The organism is Janthinobacterium sp. (genome assembly GCF_009923995.1).
Classification (GTDB): domain Bacteria; phylum Pseudomonadota; class Gammaproteobacteria; order Burkholderiales; family Burkholderiaceae_D; genus Janthinobacterium.
Genome location: NZ_RFSK01000065.1, coordinates 1 through 18,059, shown reverse-complemented (window position 1 = coordinate 18,059; position 18,059 = coordinate 1). Strand labels below are relative to the sequence as shown.

The window sequence follows — 18,059 nt, the reverse complement described above, 5'->3', positions numbered from 1 at the left end:
GGATGCAACAGCGCGCCGGATAAAAACAAAGGCACCGGCCATCTGCATGGGCGGTGCCTTTGTTTGTTGCCCGAAGGCAGTGTTGCTTAGCGCGACGCCAGGGCCGTGTCGTTCGGACGCAGCAGGGTGAAGCGGTGCATCATGTCGGCCGACACGAGGCGGAAGCGGGTCAGTTCGGCAGCCGTCAGCGGCGCCTGTGCCTGGACATTCAGCTTGCTTGGGTCCTGTGCCACGCCGCCGACGCGGAATTCATAGTGCAAGTGGGCGCCCGTGGACCAGCCCGTGGTGCCGACGTAGCCGATCACATCGCCCTGGCTGACTTTCTGGCCTTTTTTCAGGCCGGAAGCGAAGCGGCTCATGTGGGCATAGGCCGTGCTGTAGTTGGCCCAGTGTTTCAGGACAACAACATTACCATAACCGTTTTGCATGCCGACGGAATCGACCACGCCGTCACCCGAAGCGCGGATGGGCGTACCCGTTGCTGCGGCGAAATCGATGCCCTTGTGCGCTTTCCAGTTGCCGGAAATCGGGTGCACGCGCATGGAGAAGCCGGACGAGATGCGGGAGAATTCGAGGGGGGATTTCAGGAAGGCTTTTTTGAGGGACTTGCCGTCGAAACTGTAGTAACCGCCGCCTTGCTTGCTGGCTGGGTCTTCGAACCAAACGGACTGATAGGTCGTGCCGCGGTTGGTGAATTCACCGGCCAGGATGCGGCCCGCTCGGACAAATTCGCCATCTTGCCAGAATGTTTCATAGACAACATTGAACGAGTCGCCGCGTTTCAGGTCGGAGCGGAAGTCGATATTGGTGGAGAACATTTCCACGATTTGCGCGGAAATCGAGTCCGGCAGGCGGGTGCCGTCCAGGCTGGAGTCGGTGGCGGCGAACAGGGTGGAGGTGATCTTGCGCGCGTGCATTTCAACGCGGCGTTCCAGCTGGGCTGCCACTTCCGTGGCCACGAACTTGTCGCCCTTGCGGGTGATCAGGATGTTCTTGACCGATTTGTCGGTGCCGTCGACGAGGGTGGCACGCATCCAGTTCAGTTCGCCGGTTTCGGAGGTTTGCGCTTGCACGCGCTTGCCCGATTTCAGCAACATCACGCCGCGCGCAATCTTGTCAGTCTTGATGAAATTGGCGGCCGCCGCATCATCCACGCCGAGACGGGTCAGCAGGGTGGCGAGGGTATCGCCGGCGCGGACTTTTTCTTCGTGGGTGAAATTCTGGTCTACCTGTTCCATCGCGGAGATTTGCGAGGCGAGATCAGGCATTTCCAGGTTCTGGGCGATCGACTTGACCGGCAGGTCGGACGCGTCGGGCGCCAGCGGAGCCACACCGGCCGCGCCGAAGGCGACCACGGCGAGCAGCACTGCCGACACGCCAATAATGCGTGCCTTGCGCGTCGTCGCCAGCTGTGTGTACAAGCGTGAGCCTGTGATTTTATGTATAGGGTTCATGCAATCAGTTAAAATTTGCCCTTGAACGATACCTGAACTAGCGCTCTTTGTTATTGTTATTTTGATTCGTTTTCATACGGCAAGATTGATGGGATCGAGCATTATAACAAACTCCGCAAACCTACTACCATTTTGAGATCTACAGTCAAATTTTATGGAAATCAACACCACTGCATCGCCTACAAAGGCTAACGCCGCTCAGACCGCGCTGCCGCTGTCGGACAGAGTACAAGAAGCCCTCGCGATTACCAAGCGTGGCGTCGACGAACTCTTGATCGAAAGCGAATTTGCGCAAAAATTAGCCCGCTCCGAAAAAAACGGTGTTCCGCTGCGCATCAAACTGGGCCTGGACCCGACCGCACCCGACTTGCACCTGGGCCATACCGTGGTCCTGAACAAGATGCGCCAGCTGCAAAACCTGGGCCATCAAGTCATTTTCCTCATCGGCGACTTCACGTCCATGATCGGCGACCCTTCGGGCCGCAACGTCACGCGCCCGCCGCTGACGAAAGAACAGATCGAGATTAACGCGATGACGTATTTCGCGCAAGCATCTTTAGTGCTGGACGCCAGCAAGACGGAAATCCGTTATAACTCCGAGTGGTGCGATCCGCTGGGCGCGCGCGGCATCATCCAGCTCGCTTCCCACTACACGGTGGCGCGCATGATCGAGCGCGACGACTTCACCAAGCGCTTCCAGGGCGGCATTCCGATTTCCGTGCATGAATTCCTGTACCCGCTGATGCAGGGCTACGACTCGGTGGCCCTGAAATCGGACCTGGAACTGGGCGGCACGGACCAGAAATTCAACCTGCTGGTGGGCCGCGAACTGCAAAAGCAGTACGGACAGGAGCAGCAGTGTATTTTGACCATGCCGCTGCTGGAAGGTTTGGACGGCGTGGAAAAAATGTCCAAGTCGAAGAATAACTACATCGGCATCACGGAACCGGGCAACACCATGTTCGCCAAGCTGATGAGCATTTCCGACGTCATGATGTGGCGCTACTACGAGCTGCTGTCGTGGCGCTCGATCGCCGAACTGGCGCAGCTCAAGCGCGAAGTCGAGGAAGGCCGCAATCCGCGCGACGCCAAAGTTGCGCTGGCGCAAGAAATCGTCGCCCGCTTCCACTCGCAGCAGGCGGCGGAAGAGGCGCTGGCCGACTTCGTCAACCGCTCGAAGGGCGGCATTCCCGACGATATCCCGGCAGTGACCCTGGCTGGTGCGCCGCTGGGCATCCCGCAGCTGCTGAAACAGGCGGGCCTGTGCCCGTCCGCCTCGGAAGCCATGCGCAAGATCGACCAGGGCGGCGTGCGCATCGACGGCACCGTCATCAGCGACAAGGCTCTGCAAGTGGCGGCCGGCGAATTCGTGTTGCAAGTTGGCAAGCGCAGCTTCGCGCGCGTCACCCTGACGGCATGATCGCGCTGCTGCAGCGCGTCACGCAGGCGAAGGTCGATGTCGGCGGCGCCACCGTCGGCGCCATCGACGCCGGCCTGATGGTGCTCGTGTGCGCCGAGCGGGGCGATACGGAGAAGGAAGCGGATGCCCTGCTGACAAAGCTGCTGGGTTACCGCGTATTTGCCGACGAAGCGGGCAAGATGAACCGCAGCGTGACGGACGTGGCCGGTGGCTTGCTGCTGGTGCCCCAGTTCACCCTGGCGGCCGACACCAAGTCCGGCACGCGCCCGTCGTTCACGCCGGCGGCCGCGCCGCAGGACGGCTTGCGCCTGTTTTCGCACTTCGTGGAACAGGCGCGCAGCCGCCATGCGACCGTGCAAACGGGACAGTTTGGCGCCGACATGCAGGTGTCGCTGACGAACGATGGCCCCGTCACCTTCTGGCTGCAGGTCGGCACCAAACAATAACGATAAAGAGGAGCAAGCGATGAGATTGTGGAGCGAAACGTTTCGTGATGGCGGCCTGATGCCGGCCGAGTATGCCTTTGCCGAGATCGATCCGGCCAGCCGCGTGCGCCTCGCAGGCAACCGCAATCCCCATCTGGCCTGGGACGAGGTGCCCAACGGCACCGAGTCGCTGGCCCTGTTCTGCATCGATCCCGACGCGCCGGCTGACGCCAGCCTGGTCAATGTTGAAGGCCAGTCCTTGCCGCTGGCGGCGTCGCGCGGCGATTTTTTTCACTGGAGCTTGCTCGACCTGCCGCCGGCCCGGCGCAGCATTGCCGCAGGGGAATTTTCCAGTGGCATCACGCCGCGCGGCAAGGCGGCCGCTGCCGGGACCGCTACTGGGCTGCGCCAGGGCTTGAACGATTACACGGGCTGGTTTGCCGCCGACCCGGACATGGCGGGCGACTACTACGGCTACGACGGCCCGTGCCCGCCGTGGAACGACGAACGCATCCACCACTACATCTTCCGCCTGTACGCGCTCGACGTGCCGCGCCTGGACTTGCCGGCGCGCTTCACGGGGCAGCAAGCCTATGCCGCCATCTATGGCCACATCCTCGACGAAGCCCAGCTCGTCGTTGCCTACTCGCTCAACCCCGAGCTGGCACTTACCTTGAAAACATGAGCACAAACATACTATTGATACGCCATGGCGAAACGGCCTGGAATGCGGACCGCCGCCTGCAGGGCCATATCGACATCGCCCTGAACGAGGCGGGCCTGGCGCAAGCGGCCGCGCTGGCACAGGCGCTGGCGGACGAGCCGCTGGCCGCCATCATTGCCAGCGACTTGCAGCGGGCGCAGCAGACGGCGCAGGCCGTTGCCGACGTAAAACATTTGCCCGTGCAGACGGACCCCCTGCTGCGCGAGCGCTGCTATGGCGCCTTCGAAGGCTTGCTGTACGCGGACATCGCGGCGCGCTATCCGCATGAGTACGCACAATGGCAATCGCGCCAGATCGATGCCGTGATGCCGTCGGGCGACCGCCAGGCGGAGAGCTTCCGCCAGTTCTACGCCCGCGCGAACGGCGCCATCGCCCGCTGGGCCGAGCGGTACGATGGCCAGACCATCGCCATCGTGGCCCACGGCGGCGTGCTCGAGTGCGCCTACCGCGAGGCGGTCGGCATGACGCTCGACAGCCCGCGCGACTTCCAGGTGAAAAATGCCAGCGTGAACCGTTTCTCTTACGGGGATGGCAAGCTGCATCTGGTGCACTGGGGAAATATCGAGCATTTGAGCGCACCCGCGATGGACGAGCTGGGCTAAGCGCCTGGCGAGTCGCTGGCCCGGCCCGGCAGCGGGCTGTTTTGCTGTGCTGCACAAGCGCGGCGCCCGCCCAGGCGCACTGAGGCGAAAAAATAGTGCTTATTAATTAGGCAGGGAATCGGTTAAAATAGCAGGTTCCTCCGTCCATTCCAGGTTCCTCAGTGCAAATCGGCCCTCACATTCTGCGCAACAACGTTTTCGTCGCCCCCATGGCGGGCGTGACGGACCGGCCTTTCCGCCAGTTGTGCAAGCAGCTGGGTGCCGGTTACGCCGTGTCGGAGATGGCGGCGTCGAATCCGCGCCTGTGGGCGACGGAAAAAAGCGCGCGCCGCACGGACCACGACGGCGAAATGGAGCCGAAAGCCGTGCAGATCGCCGGCGCCGACCCGCAAGACCTGGCCGACTGCGCCAAGTTCAATGTGGACCGGGGCGCGCAGATCATCGACATCAACATGGGTTGCCCCGTGAAGAAGGTGTGCAACAGCTGGTGCGGTTCGGCCCTGTTGCAAAACGAAAGCCTGGTCGAAAAGATCCTGCACGCCGTCGTCAATGCCGTCGACGTGCCCGTCACCCTGAAATTTCGCACGGGCTGGAACCGCGAAAACAAGAATGCCCTGAAAATCGCCCGCATCGCCGAGCAGGCAGGCATCCAGATGCTGACCCTGCACGGCCGCACGCGCGCCGATGGCTACAAGGGCGATGCCGAATATGAAACGATTGCCGCCGTGAAAGCATCGGTGGGCATTCCCGTGGTAGCCAACGGCGACATTACCAGCCCTGAAAAAGCCCGCTTTGTGCTGGATCAAACGGGCGCCGATGCCGTCATGATCGGCCGCGCGGCGCAGGGCCGGCCATGGATTTGCCGTGAAATCGATCATTTCCTGCGCACGGGCACCTTGCTGCCGGCGCCCTACGTGGATGAAGTGCGTGCCCTGATGGACGAGCATTTGCGCGCCCATTACGCATTTTATGGTGAATTTCTCGGCGTGCGCACGGCGCGCAAGCACATCGGCTGGTATGTGAAGGACCTGGAAGGCGGCGAAGCGTTCCGTCAGCAAATGAACTTGCTGGAGTCGACGGACGCGCAATTGCTGGCCGTCGATCAATTTTTTGAGTCGCAATGGAAATTTGGCGAACGGTTACAATACCGCCTCTCCGAATCCAGTGAAAGTGGCTTAATAGAAACGGCCACGGCAGCATGAGCAGAAAGCAACGTTTCACCTGTATCCGTTGCGTAAATAGTTGATAGCAGTACAAGGGCGAGCGCCTACACAGAGCGTCATGCAATATTAATTACAACACCGAGGCAGGATGGCAGCACGCGGACCGCAGGAGCGACGCGGCACCGGACGGCCAGGTGTTCAGCCGGTTGAAGCATACAAATGAGCAAAGAAAGCATTCAGGAAGTCGTACAGAAAAGTCTAGAAGATTACTTCAATGACCTGGGCGAACAGCAAGCATCGAATATCTATGACATGGTCGTGCTGACCGTGGAAAAGCCCATCCTGGAAGTCGTGATGACACGCGCCGATGGCAACCAGTCGCACGCCGCGCAGATGCTGGGCATCAACCGCAATACCCTGCGCAAGAAATTGCAGGAGCACGGTTTGCTGTAATGCCGGCATGCAAGTGACGCCAAGATTTGAATCCGCCGCAGCCCGCTACCGGGCCTGCGCCATTCGCCAAGAACACTTAACCACCTAGCCACAGCCATGATCAAACAAGCTCTCCTCTCCGTTTCCGACAAGACCGGCGTCCTCGAATTCGCCCGCGCCCTGTCCGCCCTCGGCGTCAACCTCCTGTCCACGGGCGGCACCGCCAAATTGCTGGCAGACAACGGTGTTCCCGTCACGGAAGTTGCCGATTACACGGGTTTCCCGGAGATGCTCGATGGCCGTGTGAAGACCCTGCACCCGAAAGTGCACGGCGGTATCCTGGCGCGCCGCGATTTCCCTGAGCACATGTCGAAACTGGTCGAGCACGACATGCCGACCATCGACATGGTGGTGGTCAACCTGTACCCGTTCCAGGGCACGGTGGCCAAGGCCGACTGCACCCTGGAAGACGCGATCGAAAACATCGATATCGGCGGCCCGACCATGCTGCGTTCGGCAGCCAAGAACCACAAGGACGTCGTCGTCATCTGCGACCCGACCGACTACGATGCCGTGCTGGCGGAATTGCGCTCGGCCGACGGCAAGGCCGGCGACGTCAGCTACGACACCAAGTTCATGCTGGCGAAAAAAGTCTTTGCGCACACGGCGCAATACGATGGCGCCATCACCAACTACCTGACCAGCCTGGGTCCGACGAAAGTGCACGCCGAGCGCGGCGCCTATCCGCAAATCCTGAATGTTGCATTTGAGAAAGTGCAAGACATGCGTTACGGCGAGAACCCGCACCAGAGCGCCGCCTTCTACCGCGACCTCGTCACCACCGATGGCGCGCTGGCCAACTACCGCCAGCTGCAAGGCAAGGAATTGTCGTACAACAACATCGCCGATGCCGATGCGGCCTGGGAATGCGTGAAGAGCCTGGGCGGCTTCGAGCAAAGCGCGGCCTGCGTCATCGTCAAGCATGCGAACCCGTGCGGCGTCGCCCTGGGCAAGAATGCGGCCGAAGCGTACGCGCGCGCCCTGCAGACGGACCCGACCTCGGCATTCGGCGGCATCATCGCGTTTAACACCGAACTGGACGGTGCCACCGCCGGCGAAATCGCCAAGCTGTTCGTGGAAGTGCTGATCGCCCCGTCGTTCTCCGCGGAAGCGAAACAAATTCTGTCGAGCAAGCAAAACGTGCGCATGCTGGAAATCCCGCTGGGCGCCGGCGTCAACGCCATGGATTTCAAGCGCGTCGGTGGCGGCTTGCTGGTGCAATCGCCGGACGCGAAAAACGTCGGCATCGGCGACTTGCGCGTGGTCAGCAAGCTGCAGCCAACGCCGCAGCAATTGTCCGACCTGATGTTCGCCTGGAAAGTGGCGAAATTCGTCAAGTCGAACGCCATCGTCTTCTGCGGCAATAACATGACCCTGGGCGTGGGCGCCGGCCAGATGAGCCGTATCGACTCGGCCCGCATCGCTTCCATCAAGGCACAGAACGCAGGCTTGAGCCTGACCGGTTCCGTCGTGGCGTCGGACGCCTTCTTCCCCTTCCGCGACGGCCTCGACGTTGTCGTCGACGCGGGCGCGACCTGCGTCATCCACCCGGGCGGCTCCATGCGCGACCAGGAAGTGATCGATGCGGCGGACGAGCGCGGCGTGGTCATGTTGTACACGGGCACGCGTCACTTCCGTCATTAATTTAGCCCAACGGCAAATGCCGGGGTTGGACGGGGACGCCGAGTCCCGCCGGGTCTGACCCCAGATGTTGCTTGTGGGTTGAACGATGTACAAACGGCAGGCACCGGTTATTCACCGGTGCCTGCCGTATTCATTATAGAATCTGGCGATGATTATTCTTGGCATCGATCCTGGCCTGCGCACGACGGGCTTTGGGGTCATTGAAAAACACGGCAACAAGCTGCGCTACATCGCGTCGGGGACCGTCAAGACGGGTTCCGAAGGGGAATTGCCGCCGCGCCTGAAGATCATCCTGCAGGGCGTGAGCGAAATCGTCGGCACCTACCAGCCCGACTGCGCAGCCATCGAAAAAGTGTTTGTCAACGTCAACCCCCAATCGACCCTGCTGCTGGGCCAGGCGCGCGGCGCGGCCATTTGCGCGCTGGTCAATTCCGACCTGTCGGTGGCCGAATACACGGCCCTGCAAGTGAAACAGGCCGTCACGGGCCATGGCAAGGCGGCCAAGGAGCAGGTGCAGGAGATGGTGTCGCGGTTGCTGTCCTTGCCCGGCCTGCCCGGTACGGATGCGGCCGATGCCCTGGGCGTGGCCATTTGCCACGCCAACAGCATCGATGCGCTGGCCATGATCGGCGCGCTGGCGCCCCAGCTGCAGGGCTTGCGCATGAAGCGCGGCCGCCTGGTCGGATAGTTGCGACTGCCATGCCACGTCCATGGCGTCGTTGCACTGCCTTGCCGTACTATTCGTACTGTCTTCGGCAGTGCGCCTTGCCCTGAACATGACCTGACAGCCGCAACACGCCAGAAGCTTTTGTTTACAATTTAATTTCATTAGGAACACGCGATGATAGGCCGTCTCTCCGGTATTTTGCTTGAAAAGAATCCGCCACAATTGCTGGTCGATTGCCAGGGCGTCGGCTATGAAGTCGACGTGCCGATGAGCACCTTTTACAACCTGCCCCATGTGGGCGAAAAAGTCGTGCTGTTCACGCACCAGGCCATCCGCGAAGATGCGCACCTGTTGTTTGGCTTCGGCAATGCGGCCGAGCGGGCCGTGTTCCGCCAGTTGATCAAGATCACGGGCGTGGGCGCGCGCATGGCCCTGTCGATCCTGTCCGGCATGACGATCGCCGACCTGGCCCAAGCCATTACCTTGCAGGATTCCGGCCGTCTCGTGAAAGTGCCCGGCATCGGCAAGAAGACGGCGGAACGGCTGCTGCTGGAATTGAAGGGCAAGATCGGTGCGGATCTCGGTCCGCTGGGCGCGCACGCGGCGCCCGATGCGCAATCGGATATCCTCAACGCCCTGGTCGCGCTCGGTTATTCGGACAAGGAAGCGCTGGCCGCCGTGAAGAACGTGCCGGCCGGCAGCGGCGTGTCGGAAGGCATCAAACTGGCGCTGAAAGCGCTGTCGAAAGGCTGATAGGGCATGAGCATCCAGACCGACAGCTTCACGGAACAGCGCATCATCGATGCGGCACCCATCTCGCACAGCGAGGAGGCCATCGAACGGGCCCTGCGGCCCAAGCAGCTCGATGAGTACGTAGGGCAGGAAAAGATCCGCGACCAGCTGGAAATCTTCATCACGGCCGCGCGCCAGCGCAAGGAAGCGCTGGACCACACCTTGCTGTTCGGCCCACCTGGCCTGGGCAAGACGACCCTGGCGCACATCATCGCGCGCGAAATGGGCGTCAATCTGCGCCAGACCTCCGGCCCCGTGCTGGAGCGCCCGGGCGACCTGGCGGCGATTTTGACGAACCTGGAAGCGAACGACGTCCTGTTCATCGATGAAATCCACCGCCTGTCGCCCGTCGTGGAAGAAATCCTGTATCCGGCCCTTGAGGATTATCAGATCGATATCATGATCGGCGAAGGCCCGGCCGCGCGTTCCGTGAAACTCGACCTGCAGCCGTTTACCCTGGTGGGCGCCACCACGCGCGCCGGCATGCTGACCAATCCGCTGCGCGACCGCTTCGGCATCGTCGCGCGCCTCGAGTTCTACAATACGGGCGAACTGACGAAGATCGTCAGCCGCAGCGCCGCCTTGCTGAAGGCGCCCATCGACCCGGAAGGCGCGCACGAGATCGCCCAGCGGGCCCGCGGCACGCCCCGCATCGCTAACCGTTTGCTGCGCCGCGTGCGCGATTTCGCGGAAGTCAAGAGCAATGGCGAGATCACCAAGGTGGTGGCCGACCGCGCCCTGGCCATGCTGGACGTCGATTCCGCCGGTTTCGATGTGATGGACCGTAAATTGCTTGAAGCCGTGCTGTTCAAGTTCGGCGGCGGCCCCGTCGGCATCGGCAATCTGGCGGCGGCCATCGGCGAAGCGGCCGATACCATCGAAGACGTGCTGGAACCGTATCTGATACAGCAAGGTTTCCTGCAACGCACGCCCCGCGGGCGCGTCGCCACGCCGGCTGCGTACCTGCATTTCGGCGTCAGCGCGCCGCGCATGGGCCCGAGCGGCGAAGCGTGGGAAGCGTGACGGCGCAGGAGGGTGCGGCGGGCATGCAGATCTGGATCGACGCGGATGCCTGTCCCGTGGTCATCAAGGAAATTCTATACCGGGTCGCCGACCGCCTGGAACTGCCCGTCACCCTGGTGGCCAACCAGGGCTTGCGCGTGCCGCCGTCGCGCTTCATCCGCACCGTGCAAGTGCCGTCCGGCGCCGACGTGGCCGACCAGGAAATCGTGCGCCTGCTCAACCCGGGCGACCTGGTGATCACGGGCGACATCCCGCTGGCCGCCGACGTCTTGCAGAAGGGCGGCTATGCCCTGAACCCCCGTGGCGAGTTTTATACGAAAGACAATATCGCCCAGCAACTGACCATGCGCGCCTTCATGGAAGAGTTGCGCAGCGGCGGCGTGGACACGGGCGGCCCGGCCGCCTTCAGCCAGTCCGACCGGCAGCAGTTTGCCAACAGCCTGGACCGGCATCTGAGCAAGCACCACCGCAAGCCGGCCCCGGCGCAATAATCGCAGACGAAAAAAAACCGGCACAAGCCGGTTTTTTTACGCGGTAGAACTTATTCCTCGCGCAGCCACGTCTGCGAACGGCCAAACATCGGCACGCCCACGTAGCCGCGCACTTGCAGCTTGGTGCCGCCTTCCTGCAGTTCGGCCTTGCTCTTGTAGACCTTGCCGCTGGCCGGGTCCGTGATTTCGCCGCCCGTCCATTCCTTGCCGTCATATTTCAAGCCCGTCAAGATGACCAGGCCGATGATGGGCTGGTCCTTGTTGGCGCCCGTACATTTGTCGCACTTGGGGTTTTGATCTTCGTCAGGACCACGGAACAGCTTTTCGATCTTGCCTTGCAAGACGCCATTGTTTTCCGTGATGACAACGAGGGATTTCGGCTTGCCGCTGGCGTCGTCGATGGTTTTCCACTTGCCCACGGGGGTATAGTTGCCGTCGCGCGCGGTGGCGCTGCCGGCGATGGCCAGGGCGGCCACCAGTACGCCTGCTTTGACGCTTGCTGTGAATAATGTATGCATCGCTAGTCTCCTGTGGTTTTTTTGATCTGTCACGAAACAGTGTAGATACCAAGGCAAGAGCAGCAGTACTGCGCGGCGTCACGGGGACGCCGCGCCATTCTTCCAAACTTGCCTTATGCGCTGGCTAGTTTAGCAAACTGTTCGCGCAATTTTTCAATTGTGGCCGAAAAACTGAGCAAACGCTCGTTTTCTTGCGCAACAATGGCGGCCGGGGCACGCGCGACGAAGCTTTCATTACCCAATTTGCTGTTGACCTTGGCAATTTCCGCTTCGATGCGGGCGATTTCCTTGCCCAGGCGCTCGCGTTCGGCCGCCACGTCGATTTCCACTTTCAGCATCAGCTTGGTGGTGCCGACGATGGCGACGGCCGCTGGCGAGTCCGGCAGCGCATCGACGATCTGCACTTCGGCCAGCTTGCCCAGCGACTGGATATACGGGGCGTACGAGGCCAGCGCATCTTTCTCGCTGGCATTGCCTGCCTCGACGATCAGCGGCACGCGCACGGATGGCGAGATCTGCATTTCGCCGCGCAGGTTGCGCGTCGCGTCCGTCAAGGCTTTCAGCTGCTGCATCCACGCTTCGGCCGATTCGTCGATCTTGTCGGTGTTGGCGATCGGATACGGCTGCATCATGATGGACACGCCCTTGGGCTCACCGTCGGCCTTCGGCAGCTTGCCGGCCAGCGGCGCAACGCTCTGCCACAGGGCTTCCGTGACGAAGGGGATGATCGGATGGGCCAGGCGCAGCACCACTTCCAGCACGCGCAGCAGGGTGTGGCGGGTGGCGCGCTGCTGGCCTTCCGTACCCTGCTGTACCTGGACTTTCGCCACTTCCAGGTACCAGTCGCAATACTCGTCCCACACGAATTTATAGATGGAGGCGGCGATATTGTCGAAACGGAAGTCTTCGAAGCCCTTGGCCACGTCCAGTTCCGCCTTTTGCAACAGGGAAATAATCCACTTGTCCGCTTGCGACAGATCAACATCGTTCGCCGTGCAATCCTTGCCTTCCGTATTCATCATGACGAAACGGGTGGCGTTCCACATCTTGTTGCAGAAGTTGCGGTAGCCTTCGCAGCGGCCCAGGTCGAAATTGATGTTGCGGCCCAAGGATGCATAGCTGGCCATGGTGAAGCGCACGGCGTCCGTGCCGTAGGCCGAAATGCCTTCCGGGAATTCCTTGCGCGTGGCCTTGGTGATCTTTTCCGCGTCGCGCGGGTTCATCAGGCCCGTCGTGCGCTTGACGATCAAGCCTTCCAGGTCGATGCCGTCGATCAGGTCGATCGGGTCCAGGGTGTTGCCCTTGGACTTGGACATCTTCTGTCCCGTCGAATCGCGCACGAGGCCGTGCACGTAGACGGTTTCAAACGGCACCTTGCCCGTGAAGTGCGCCGTCATCATGACCATGCGCGCGACCCAGAAGAAGATGATGTCGAAGCCCGTCACCAGCACGGACGAGGGCAGGAAGGCCTTCATGTCCGGCGTTTCTTCCGGCCAACCCATGGTCGAGAACGGCACGAGAGCCGACGAGAACCACGTGTCGAGCACGTCGTCGTCGCGCTTCAGCGGACCCGTGCTGCCGGCGGCCAGGGCCTTGGCTTCCGCCTCGGCTTGCGTTTTCGCAACAAAGATATTGCCGGCGTCGTCGTACCAGGCCGGGATCTGATGGCCCCACCACAGTTGGCGCGAGATGCACCAGTCCTGGATGTTGTTGAGCCACTGGTTGTAGGTGGTGCTCCAGTTTTCCGGCACGAACTTGATCTCGCCATTGGCGACCTTGTCCAGCGCCGTTTCGGCGATCGACTTGCCTGGGAAGAAAGTGCCTTCCGGGGCCGGCTTGCTCATGGCGACAAACCACTGGTCCGTCAGCATCGGTTCGATGACGACGCCCGTGCGGTCGCCGCGCGGCACCATCAGTTTGTGGGGCTTGACTTGCTCGAGCAAGCCTTGCGCGTCCAGGTCGGCGACGATCTGCTTGCGGGCGGCGAAGCGGTCCATGCCGCGGTAGGCTGCCGGCGCGTCGTCCGTGATCTTCGCGTCCAGGGTCAGGATGACGATCTGCGCCAGTTTATGGCGCTGGCCCACGGCGTAATCGTTCATGTCGTGCGCCGGGGTGATCTTCACGCAGCCCGTGCCGAATTCCTTGTCGACGTATTCGTCGGCGATGATGGGGATTTCGCGGTCCGTCAGGGGCAGCTTGAGCATCTTGCCCACCAGCGCCGTGTAGCGCTCGTCCGTCGGATCGACGGCCACGGCCACGTCGCCCAGCATGGTTTCAGGACGGGTGGTGGCCACCGTCAGGAAACCGCTGCCGTCGGCCAGCGGGTATTTGATGTACCACATGGAGCCGTCTTCTTCCTCGGACACCACTTCCAGGTCGGACACCGCCGTGCCCAGCACGGGGTCCCAGTTGACGAGGCGCTTGCCGCGGTAGATCAGGCCCTGTTCGAACAGGCGCACGAAGACGTCGGTGACGACTTTCGAGCGCGGCTCGTCCATGGTGAAGTATTCGCGCTTCCAGTCGGCCGAGGCGCCCAGGCGGCGCATCTGGCCGGTGATGATGGAACCGGATTTTTCTTTCCATTCCCACACTTTTTCCACGAATTTCTCGCGGCCCAGGTCATGGCGCGAAATCTTTTGCGCGTCCAGCTGGCGCTGCACGACGATCTGCGTGGCGATGCCCGCGTGGTCGGTACCGGGAATCCAGGCCGTGTTGTGGCCCAGCATGCGGTGGTAGCGGGTCAGGCCATCCATGATGGTCTGGTTGAACGCATGGCCCATGTGCAGGGTGCCGGTGACGTTCGGCGGCGGCAACTGGATGCTGAAGGAAGGTTTTCCCGCATCGAGGGTGGCGGTAAAGTAACCGCGCTGTTCCCACTCGGTGCGCCAGAATTGTTCAATGTCGGCGGGCTCGAAAGACTTGGCTAATTCCATGATTTGGCGTGTGATTGGCAAAAGGAACCATTATAGATGACGCGGCATCGCCTGCACTGCGGCAACCGGCCTTTTTCAGTGTTTTCGCGGCTTTGCGGCCCGTTTGGCGGCAAGGGAACGGGGGTAAAAGCGCTGACGATGTTATAATGTCGGCCTCGGCGCCTCCTGCCTCAACTTTGCGGACGGCGCCAGCGGACGCAGTTTTATCCAACTCCCGTCCGCGCCACCCGGCCAGCGCATCTGCGATGCCTGCCATTTCAGTGCGTCCCCTGCGGGCCGGGCGCCTGAGCCACGCGCACCGCCAGCGGTGCACCATTCACGGCGGACCACCGCGCGCCATCGTTCACCGGCCGCGCCGCCACAGCTTAGCCAGGAATGTTGTTATCTGGCCAGTCGTCTTTCGATACGGCATGTCACTACAGCGCGCCTTGCCGCCTGTGGGCTTGCCATGGCCGCGCGCTTTCCCGGTTTTGCCTGCATAAGGAAACCACCATGAAGAAAATCTGTCTCGCACTCGCTACCCTGGGCGCCTTGCCCGCCGTCCACGCCCAGTCGTCCAACGACCCGTCGTCCGTCACCGTGTATGGCTTGATGGATGCGGCCCTGGTGCAGGAACGCGGCATCAGCAAGCTCACCAGTGGCGTCTCGGCCGGCTCGCGCCTCGGTTTTCGGGGCACGGAAGCGCTGGGCGATGGCTGGCAAGCCGTCTTCACCCTGGAAGCGGGCTTGCTCAGCGACACGGGCCGCTCGGACCAGGCGGGGCAATTGTTCGGCCGCCAGGCCTTCGTCGGCCTCAACAGCCCCCTGGGCATGCTGACCGTGGGCCGCCAGTACAACCTGCAAAGCCAGGCGCTGACGGACGTGGCCGACCCGTTCGAGGGCGGCATGGCGGGCGCCTCGACCAACGTGGCCGGCTATTCGGCCACGCGCATCGACAATACCGTGCGCTACACGTCGCCGGAATGGCGCGGCGTCACGGGCACGGTCATGTACGGCTTTGGCGAACACACGGGGATTGCGGCAGATCAACGCTCGCTGGGCCTGGCCCTGGGCTATGTCAACGGTCCGTTGACCCTGCGCCTGGCGCGCCAGAGCCGTGGCGGCGAACCCGGCAAGGCCGACGTCAACAACACGATATTGGCCGGTAACTACAATTTCGGCGTGGCCACGGCCTTTGCCGGCTATGGCCGCAACACGGGCGACGGCAGTTCCATGTTCTTTGCGGAAAATCCGTACGGCGCGGCGCAGGCGCCGGCCCAGTCCACGGACAGCCGCGACGCCATCGTCGGCGTTGCCGTGCCGCTGGGCGCGACCACCCTGCTGGCTTCCTTCATCCACAAGGATGACCGCGATGCGGCCAACCGCGACGCGCAGCAGCTGGCCGTCGGCGCCACGTATGCCTTGTCCAAGCGCAGCAAGGTCTATGTTGCCTACGCGCACATCCGCAACCGTAACGGCGCCGCCTACATGGTGGGCAACGCCACGGAAGTGGGCAGCGGCGACCGGGCCTTGAACATCGGCTTGCGCCACGCCTTCTAGGCGGGCAGCATTTTTCCCTGCATTAACAGTTCCCCGAAGGCGGGCGCGGCCAGCGGACGGCTGAACAGGTAGCCCTGCATCTGGTCGCAGCCGTGCTGGCGCAGGAAGGCCAGCTGCTGCGCCGTTTCCACGCCTTCGGCGATGACTTTCAGGCGCAGGCTGTGCGCCAGCGAAATGATGGCGCGCACGATGGCCGCGTCGTCGTCGCTGTGCGTGATGTCGCTGACGAAGGACTTGTCGATTTTCAAGACGTCGATGGGGAAGTGGCGCAGGTAGGCCAGGCTGGAATAGCCCGTGCCGAAGTCGTCGATGGACAGTTGCACGCCCAGCGCCTTGAGCTTGCCCATGGTGGCCGTGGCTTGTTCCACGTCACGCATGACCATGCTTTCCGTCAACTCCAATTCCAGCAGGGCCGCATCGAGTCCCGTCGCATCCAGCGTCTGCGCCACGGCGTGCAGCAGGTTCTTTTGCTTGAATTGCCGCGCCGACAAATTGACGGCCAGGCGCAGCGGGCCATGGCCGGCCAGCTGCCAGGCGCGCGTCTGGGCGCATGCCGTGCGCAGGACCCAGTCGCCGATGGGGATGATCAAGTCCATTTCCTCGGCCAGGCCGATGAAATCGATGGGGGGAATGCGCCCCAGCTGCGGGTGGGTCCAGCGCAGCAGCGCTTCCATGCCCACCACCTTGCCGCTGGCCAGGTCCAGCTGGGGCTGGTATTCGAGGTGGAACTGGTCCCGCGCCAGCGCGTGGCGCAGCTCGCTTTCCAGTCCCAGCCGCTCCAGGGTGCCCGCATTCATGCTCGCGGCATAGAATTGCCAGTGGCCCCGTCCCTGTTCCTTGGCGCGGTACATGGCGATGTCGGCGTGCTTGACCAGGGTGTCGGCATCCTGGCCATCGGCGGGGTACACGGCCACGCCCATGCAGCAGCTGAGCATGAATTCGTACTCGCCCAGCTGCAGCGGCTGCGCCACGGCGTCGAGGATGCGCTGCAAGGTGGCCGCGCCCGGCTCGCCGCCGCCATGCTGGGGCAGCAGCAGCACGAATTCGTCGCCGCCCAGGCGCGCCACTGTGTCGACTTCGCGCGTGGCGTCGCGCAGGCGCCCGGCCACGTTTTGCAGCACCCGGTCGCCCGCGTCGTGGCCCAGCGTGTCGTTGACGAACTTGAAACGGTCGAGGTCGATGAAGACCACCCACAGGGGCAAATGGTTGCGCCGCGTCACGGCCATCGCCTGGTCCAGCCGCTCGCGCAGCAGGGCCCGGTTGGCCAGGCCCGTGAGGATATCGTGGCGCGACTGGAATTCCATCTCCTGCTCGAAGCGCATGACGGTGCTGATGTCGTATTGCGCGACGACAAAGTGGCTGACGGGACCGTCGCCATCGTCGCGCACGGGGGCCACGAACAGCTCGCTCCAGTAGCAGCTGCCGTCCTTGCGGACATTGCGCACGATGGCCTTGCCTTCGCGCTGTTCGCGCAGCGCGGCCGTGATGGCGTGCATGTCTTGCCGCCCTTGCTCCGGCCCCTGCAAGTCTTCCAGGCGCTGCCCGATGACTTCGCTGCCGGCATAGCCGGTGATGCGCTCGAAGGCGGGATTGACATATTCGATCAGGTAGCCCGGCGCGTCGGCGCTGCACAGGATGATGGCATTGGCCGACACTTCGATGATGCGTTCGCGCAGCCGCAGCGACTTTTCATTGTGCATGCGCGCGGCGATGTCCTCGGACAGGCGCAGGTTGGCAAACTGCAAGGCCGCCGTGCGTTCGCCCGTGATGCGGGCAATCACGCTGTTGCGCGACACGAGCTGGTACACCCAGGCCGTTGCCAGCAGGCTCGACAGCATTCCGCCCAGCAGCACGTACAGCGAACCGCGGCGGTTCGCATCCAGGGTCAGCCCGTGCGCGGGCAGCATGGCCGCGCTCAGCGCATGGCCGCTGGCGTGCTGCTGCCACAGCAGCCTGGCGCTTTCCGCTTCGATCTGCCGCGCCGAGACGTAGCACAGGGCCGTCAGGCACAGGCCGACCGCCAGGGTCAGCAGGGCCGAGGTGGAGACGGAGATGGAGATACGCTTGAAGAATGATTGCATGATGGCGTCCGGTAGGGGGATGCTGCGGCTGCCCTGGCAGTGATGGACTGTAGGGCGGGCGGCGGCGGGGCGTCCGTTCGGTACCGAACGG

The 18,059-nt window shown here is 62.6% G+C and carries 16 protein-coding genes; 12 read left to right on the top strand and 4 right to left on the bottom strand.

The genetic code is table 11. The features are described from left to right. Positions 1–86: 86 nt before the first annotated feature. Positions 87–1,454: a M23 family metallopeptidase gene (locus EBS11_RS23760; protein WP_290607113.1), complete on the bottom strand. Its 1,368-nt coding sequence runs from the start codon at positions 1,452–1,454 to the stop codon at positions 87–89. 154 nt (positions 1,455–1,608) lie between these two features. Between EBS11_RS23760 and tyrS the strand changes: the two genes are divergently transcribed. From tyrS to EBS11_RS23705, 11 genes are all read left to right on the top strand, one after another. After that, complete coding sequence (gene tyrS / locus EBS11_RS23755; protein WP_290607110.1) at positions 1,609–2,874, top strand: tyrosine--tRNA ligase; 1,266 nt, start codon at positions 1,609–1,611, stop codon at positions 2,872–2,874. Then, positions 2,871–3,320 carry a D-aminoacyl-tRNA deacylase gene (gene dtd, locus EBS11_RS23750; protein ID WP_290607108.1) on the top strand — a complete coding sequence of 150 codons (450 nt, stop codon included), beginning with the start codon at positions 2,871–2,873 and terminating at the stop codon, positions 3,318–3,320. Before tyrS ends, dtd begins: the two co-directional genes overlap by 4 nt. 19 nt (positions 3,321–3,339) lie before the next feature. Next, a complete protein-coding gene (locus EBS11_RS23745) occupies positions 3,340–3,984 on the top strand; it encodes a YbhB/YbcL family Raf kinase inhibitor-like protein (protein ID WP_290607107.1) in 645 nt (214 codons plus the stop codon). Next, positions 3,981–4,625 (top strand): histidine phosphatase family protein, encoded by a 645-nt coding sequence (locus EBS11_RS23740; protein ID WP_290607105.1) that lies wholly within the window; start codon positions 3,981–3,983, stop codon positions 4,623–4,625. Before EBS11_RS23745 ends, EBS11_RS23740 begins: the two co-directional genes overlap by 4 nt. Before the next feature lie 161 nt (positions 4,626–4,786). Next, on the top strand, positions 4,787–5,827 hold the full coding sequence (gene dusB, locus EBS11_RS23735) for a tRNA dihydrouridine synthase DusB (RefSeq protein ID WP_290607103.1): 1,041 nt from the start codon (positions 4,787–4,789) through the stop codon (positions 5,825–5,827). Between the two features lie 180 nt (positions 5,828–6,007). Continuing rightward, positions 6,008–6,241 (top strand): helix-turn-helix domain-containing protein, encoded by a 234-nt coding sequence (locus EBS11_RS23730; RefSeq protein WP_008445162.1) that lies wholly within the window; start codon positions 6,008–6,010, stop codon positions 6,239–6,241. 96 nt (positions 6,242–6,337) lie between these two features. Further along, the gene (gene purH / locus EBS11_RS23725; protein WP_290607091.1) at positions 6,338–7,924 is read left to right on the top strand and encodes a bifunctional phosphoribosylaminoimidazolecarboxamide formyltransferase/IMP cyclohydrolase; all 1,587 of its coding nucleotides are present in this window, start codon (positions 6,338–6,340) and stop codon (positions 7,922–7,924) included. A 148-nt stretch (positions 7,925–8,072) separates the two neighbouring features. Next, on the top strand, positions 8,073–8,612 hold the full coding sequence (gene ruvC / locus EBS11_RS23720) for a crossover junction endodeoxyribonuclease RuvC (protein WP_290607089.1): 540 nt from the start codon (positions 8,073–8,075) through the stop codon (positions 8,610–8,612). Positions 8,613–8,765: 153 nt separating this feature from the next. Next, positions 8,766–9,344: a Holliday junction branch migration protein RuvA gene (gene ruvA, locus EBS11_RS23715; RefSeq protein WP_070278272.1), complete on the top strand. Its 579-nt coding sequence runs from the start codon at positions 8,766–8,768 to the stop codon at positions 9,342–9,344. A gap of 6 nt (positions 9,345–9,350) precedes the next feature. Continuing rightward, positions 9,351–10,406 carry a Holliday junction branch migration DNA helicase RuvB gene (gene ruvB, locus EBS11_RS23710; RefSeq protein ID WP_290607085.1) on the top strand — a complete coding sequence of 352 codons (1,056 nt, stop codon included), beginning with the start codon at positions 9,351–9,353 and terminating at the stop codon, positions 10,404–10,406. A 23-nt stretch (positions 10,407–10,429) separates the two neighbouring features. Further along, complete coding sequence (locus tag EBS11_RS23705; protein WP_290607138.1) at positions 10,430–10,897, top strand: YaiI/YqxD family protein; 468 nt, start codon at positions 10,430–10,432, stop codon at positions 10,895–10,897. Positions 10,898–10,947: 50 nt separating this feature from the next. Here EBS11_RS23705 and EBS11_RS23700 read toward each other — a convergent pair whose 3' ends face one another. Both EBS11_RS23700 and EBS11_RS23695 read right to left on the bottom strand, forming a co-directional pair. Further along, entirely contained in the window at positions 10,948–11,415 is a 468-nt protein-coding gene (locus tag EBS11_RS23700; RefSeq protein ID WP_290607083.1) for a DUF2147 domain-containing protein, read from the bottom strand. 113 nt (positions 11,416–11,528) lie between these two features. Then, positions 11,529–14,348, bottom strand: coding sequence for a valine--tRNA ligase (locus tag EBS11_RS23695; protein WP_290607081.1), 2,820 nt, complete (start codon positions 14,346–14,348; stop codon positions 11,529–11,531). 492 nt (positions 14,349–14,840) lie between these two features. Between EBS11_RS23695 and EBS11_RS23690 the strand changes: the two genes are divergently transcribed. After that, a complete protein-coding gene (locus tag EBS11_RS23690) occupies positions 14,841–15,887 on the top strand; it encodes a porin (protein WP_290607079.1) in 1,047 nt (348 codons plus the stop codon). On the opposite strand, the gene EBS11_RS23685 is transcribed toward EBS11_RS23690, so the two are convergent. After that, the gene (locus EBS11_RS23685) at positions 15,884–17,968 is read right to left on the bottom strand and encodes an EAL domain-containing protein (RefSeq protein ID WP_290607077.1); all 2,085 of its coding nucleotides are present in this window, start codon (positions 17,966–17,968) and stop codon (positions 15,884–15,886) included. The two genes, EBS11_RS23690 and EBS11_RS23685, sit on opposite strands and share 4 nt — an antisense overlap. Positions 17,969–18,059: the final 91 nt, after the last annotated feature.

Excerpts from the sequence above, each read along its gene's own strand:
- EBS11_RS23760 (WP_290607113.1), bottom strand. The coding sequence starts at position 1,454 with ATGAACCCTATACATAAAATCACAGGCTCACGCTTGTACACACAGCTG.
- tyrS (WP_290607110.1), top strand. The coding sequence starts at position 1,609 with ATGGAAATCAACACCACTGCATCGCCTACAAAGGCTAACGCCGCTCAG.
- dtd (WP_290607108.1), top strand. The coding sequence starts at position 2,871 with ATGATCGCGCTGCTGCAGCGCGTCACGCAGGCGAAGGTCGATGTCGGC.
- EBS11_RS23745 (WP_290607107.1), top strand. The coding sequence starts at position 3,340 with ATGAGATTGTGGAGCGAAACGTTTCGTGATGGCGGCCTGATGCCGGCC.
- EBS11_RS23740 (WP_290607105.1), top strand. The coding sequence starts at position 3,981 with ATGAGCACAAACATACTATTGATACGCCATGGCGAAACGGCCTGGAAT.
- EBS11_RS23730 (WP_008445162.1), top strand. The coding sequence starts at position 6,008 with ATGAGCAAAGAAAGCATTCAGGAAGTCGTACAGAAAAGTCTAGAAGAT.
- purH (WP_290607091.1), top strand. The coding sequence starts at position 6,338 with ATGATCAAACAAGCTCTCCTCTCCGTTTCCGACAAGACCGGCGTCCTC.
- ruvC (WP_290607089.1), top strand. The coding sequence starts at position 8,073 with ATGATTATTCTTGGCATCGATCCTGGCCTGCGCACGACGGGCTTTGGG.
- ruvA (WP_070278272.1), top strand. The coding sequence starts at position 8,766 with ATGATAGGCCGTCTCTCCGGTATTTTGCTTGAAAAGAATCCGCCACAA.
- ruvB (WP_290607085.1), top strand. The coding sequence starts at position 9,351 with ATGAGCATCCAGACCGACAGCTTCACGGAACAGCGCATCATCGATGCG.
- EBS11_RS23705 (WP_290607138.1), top strand. The coding sequence starts at position 10,430 with ATGCAGATCTGGATCGACGCGGATGCCTGTCCCGTGGTCATCAAGGAA.
- EBS11_RS23700 (WP_290607083.1), bottom strand. The coding sequence starts at position 11,415 with ATGCATACATTATTCACAGCAAGCGTCAAAGCAGGCGTACTGGTGGCC.
- EBS11_RS23695 (WP_290607081.1), bottom strand. The coding sequence starts at position 14,348 with ATGGAATTAGCCAAGTCTTTCGAGCCCGCCGACATTGAACAATTCTGG.
- EBS11_RS23690 (WP_290607079.1), top strand. The coding sequence starts at position 14,841 with ATGAAGAAAATCTGTCTCGCACTCGCTACCCTGGGCGCCTTGCCCGCC.
- EBS11_RS23685 (WP_290607077.1), bottom strand. The coding sequence starts at position 17,968 with ATGCAATCATTCTTCAAGCGTATCTCCATCTCCGTCTCCACCTCGGCC.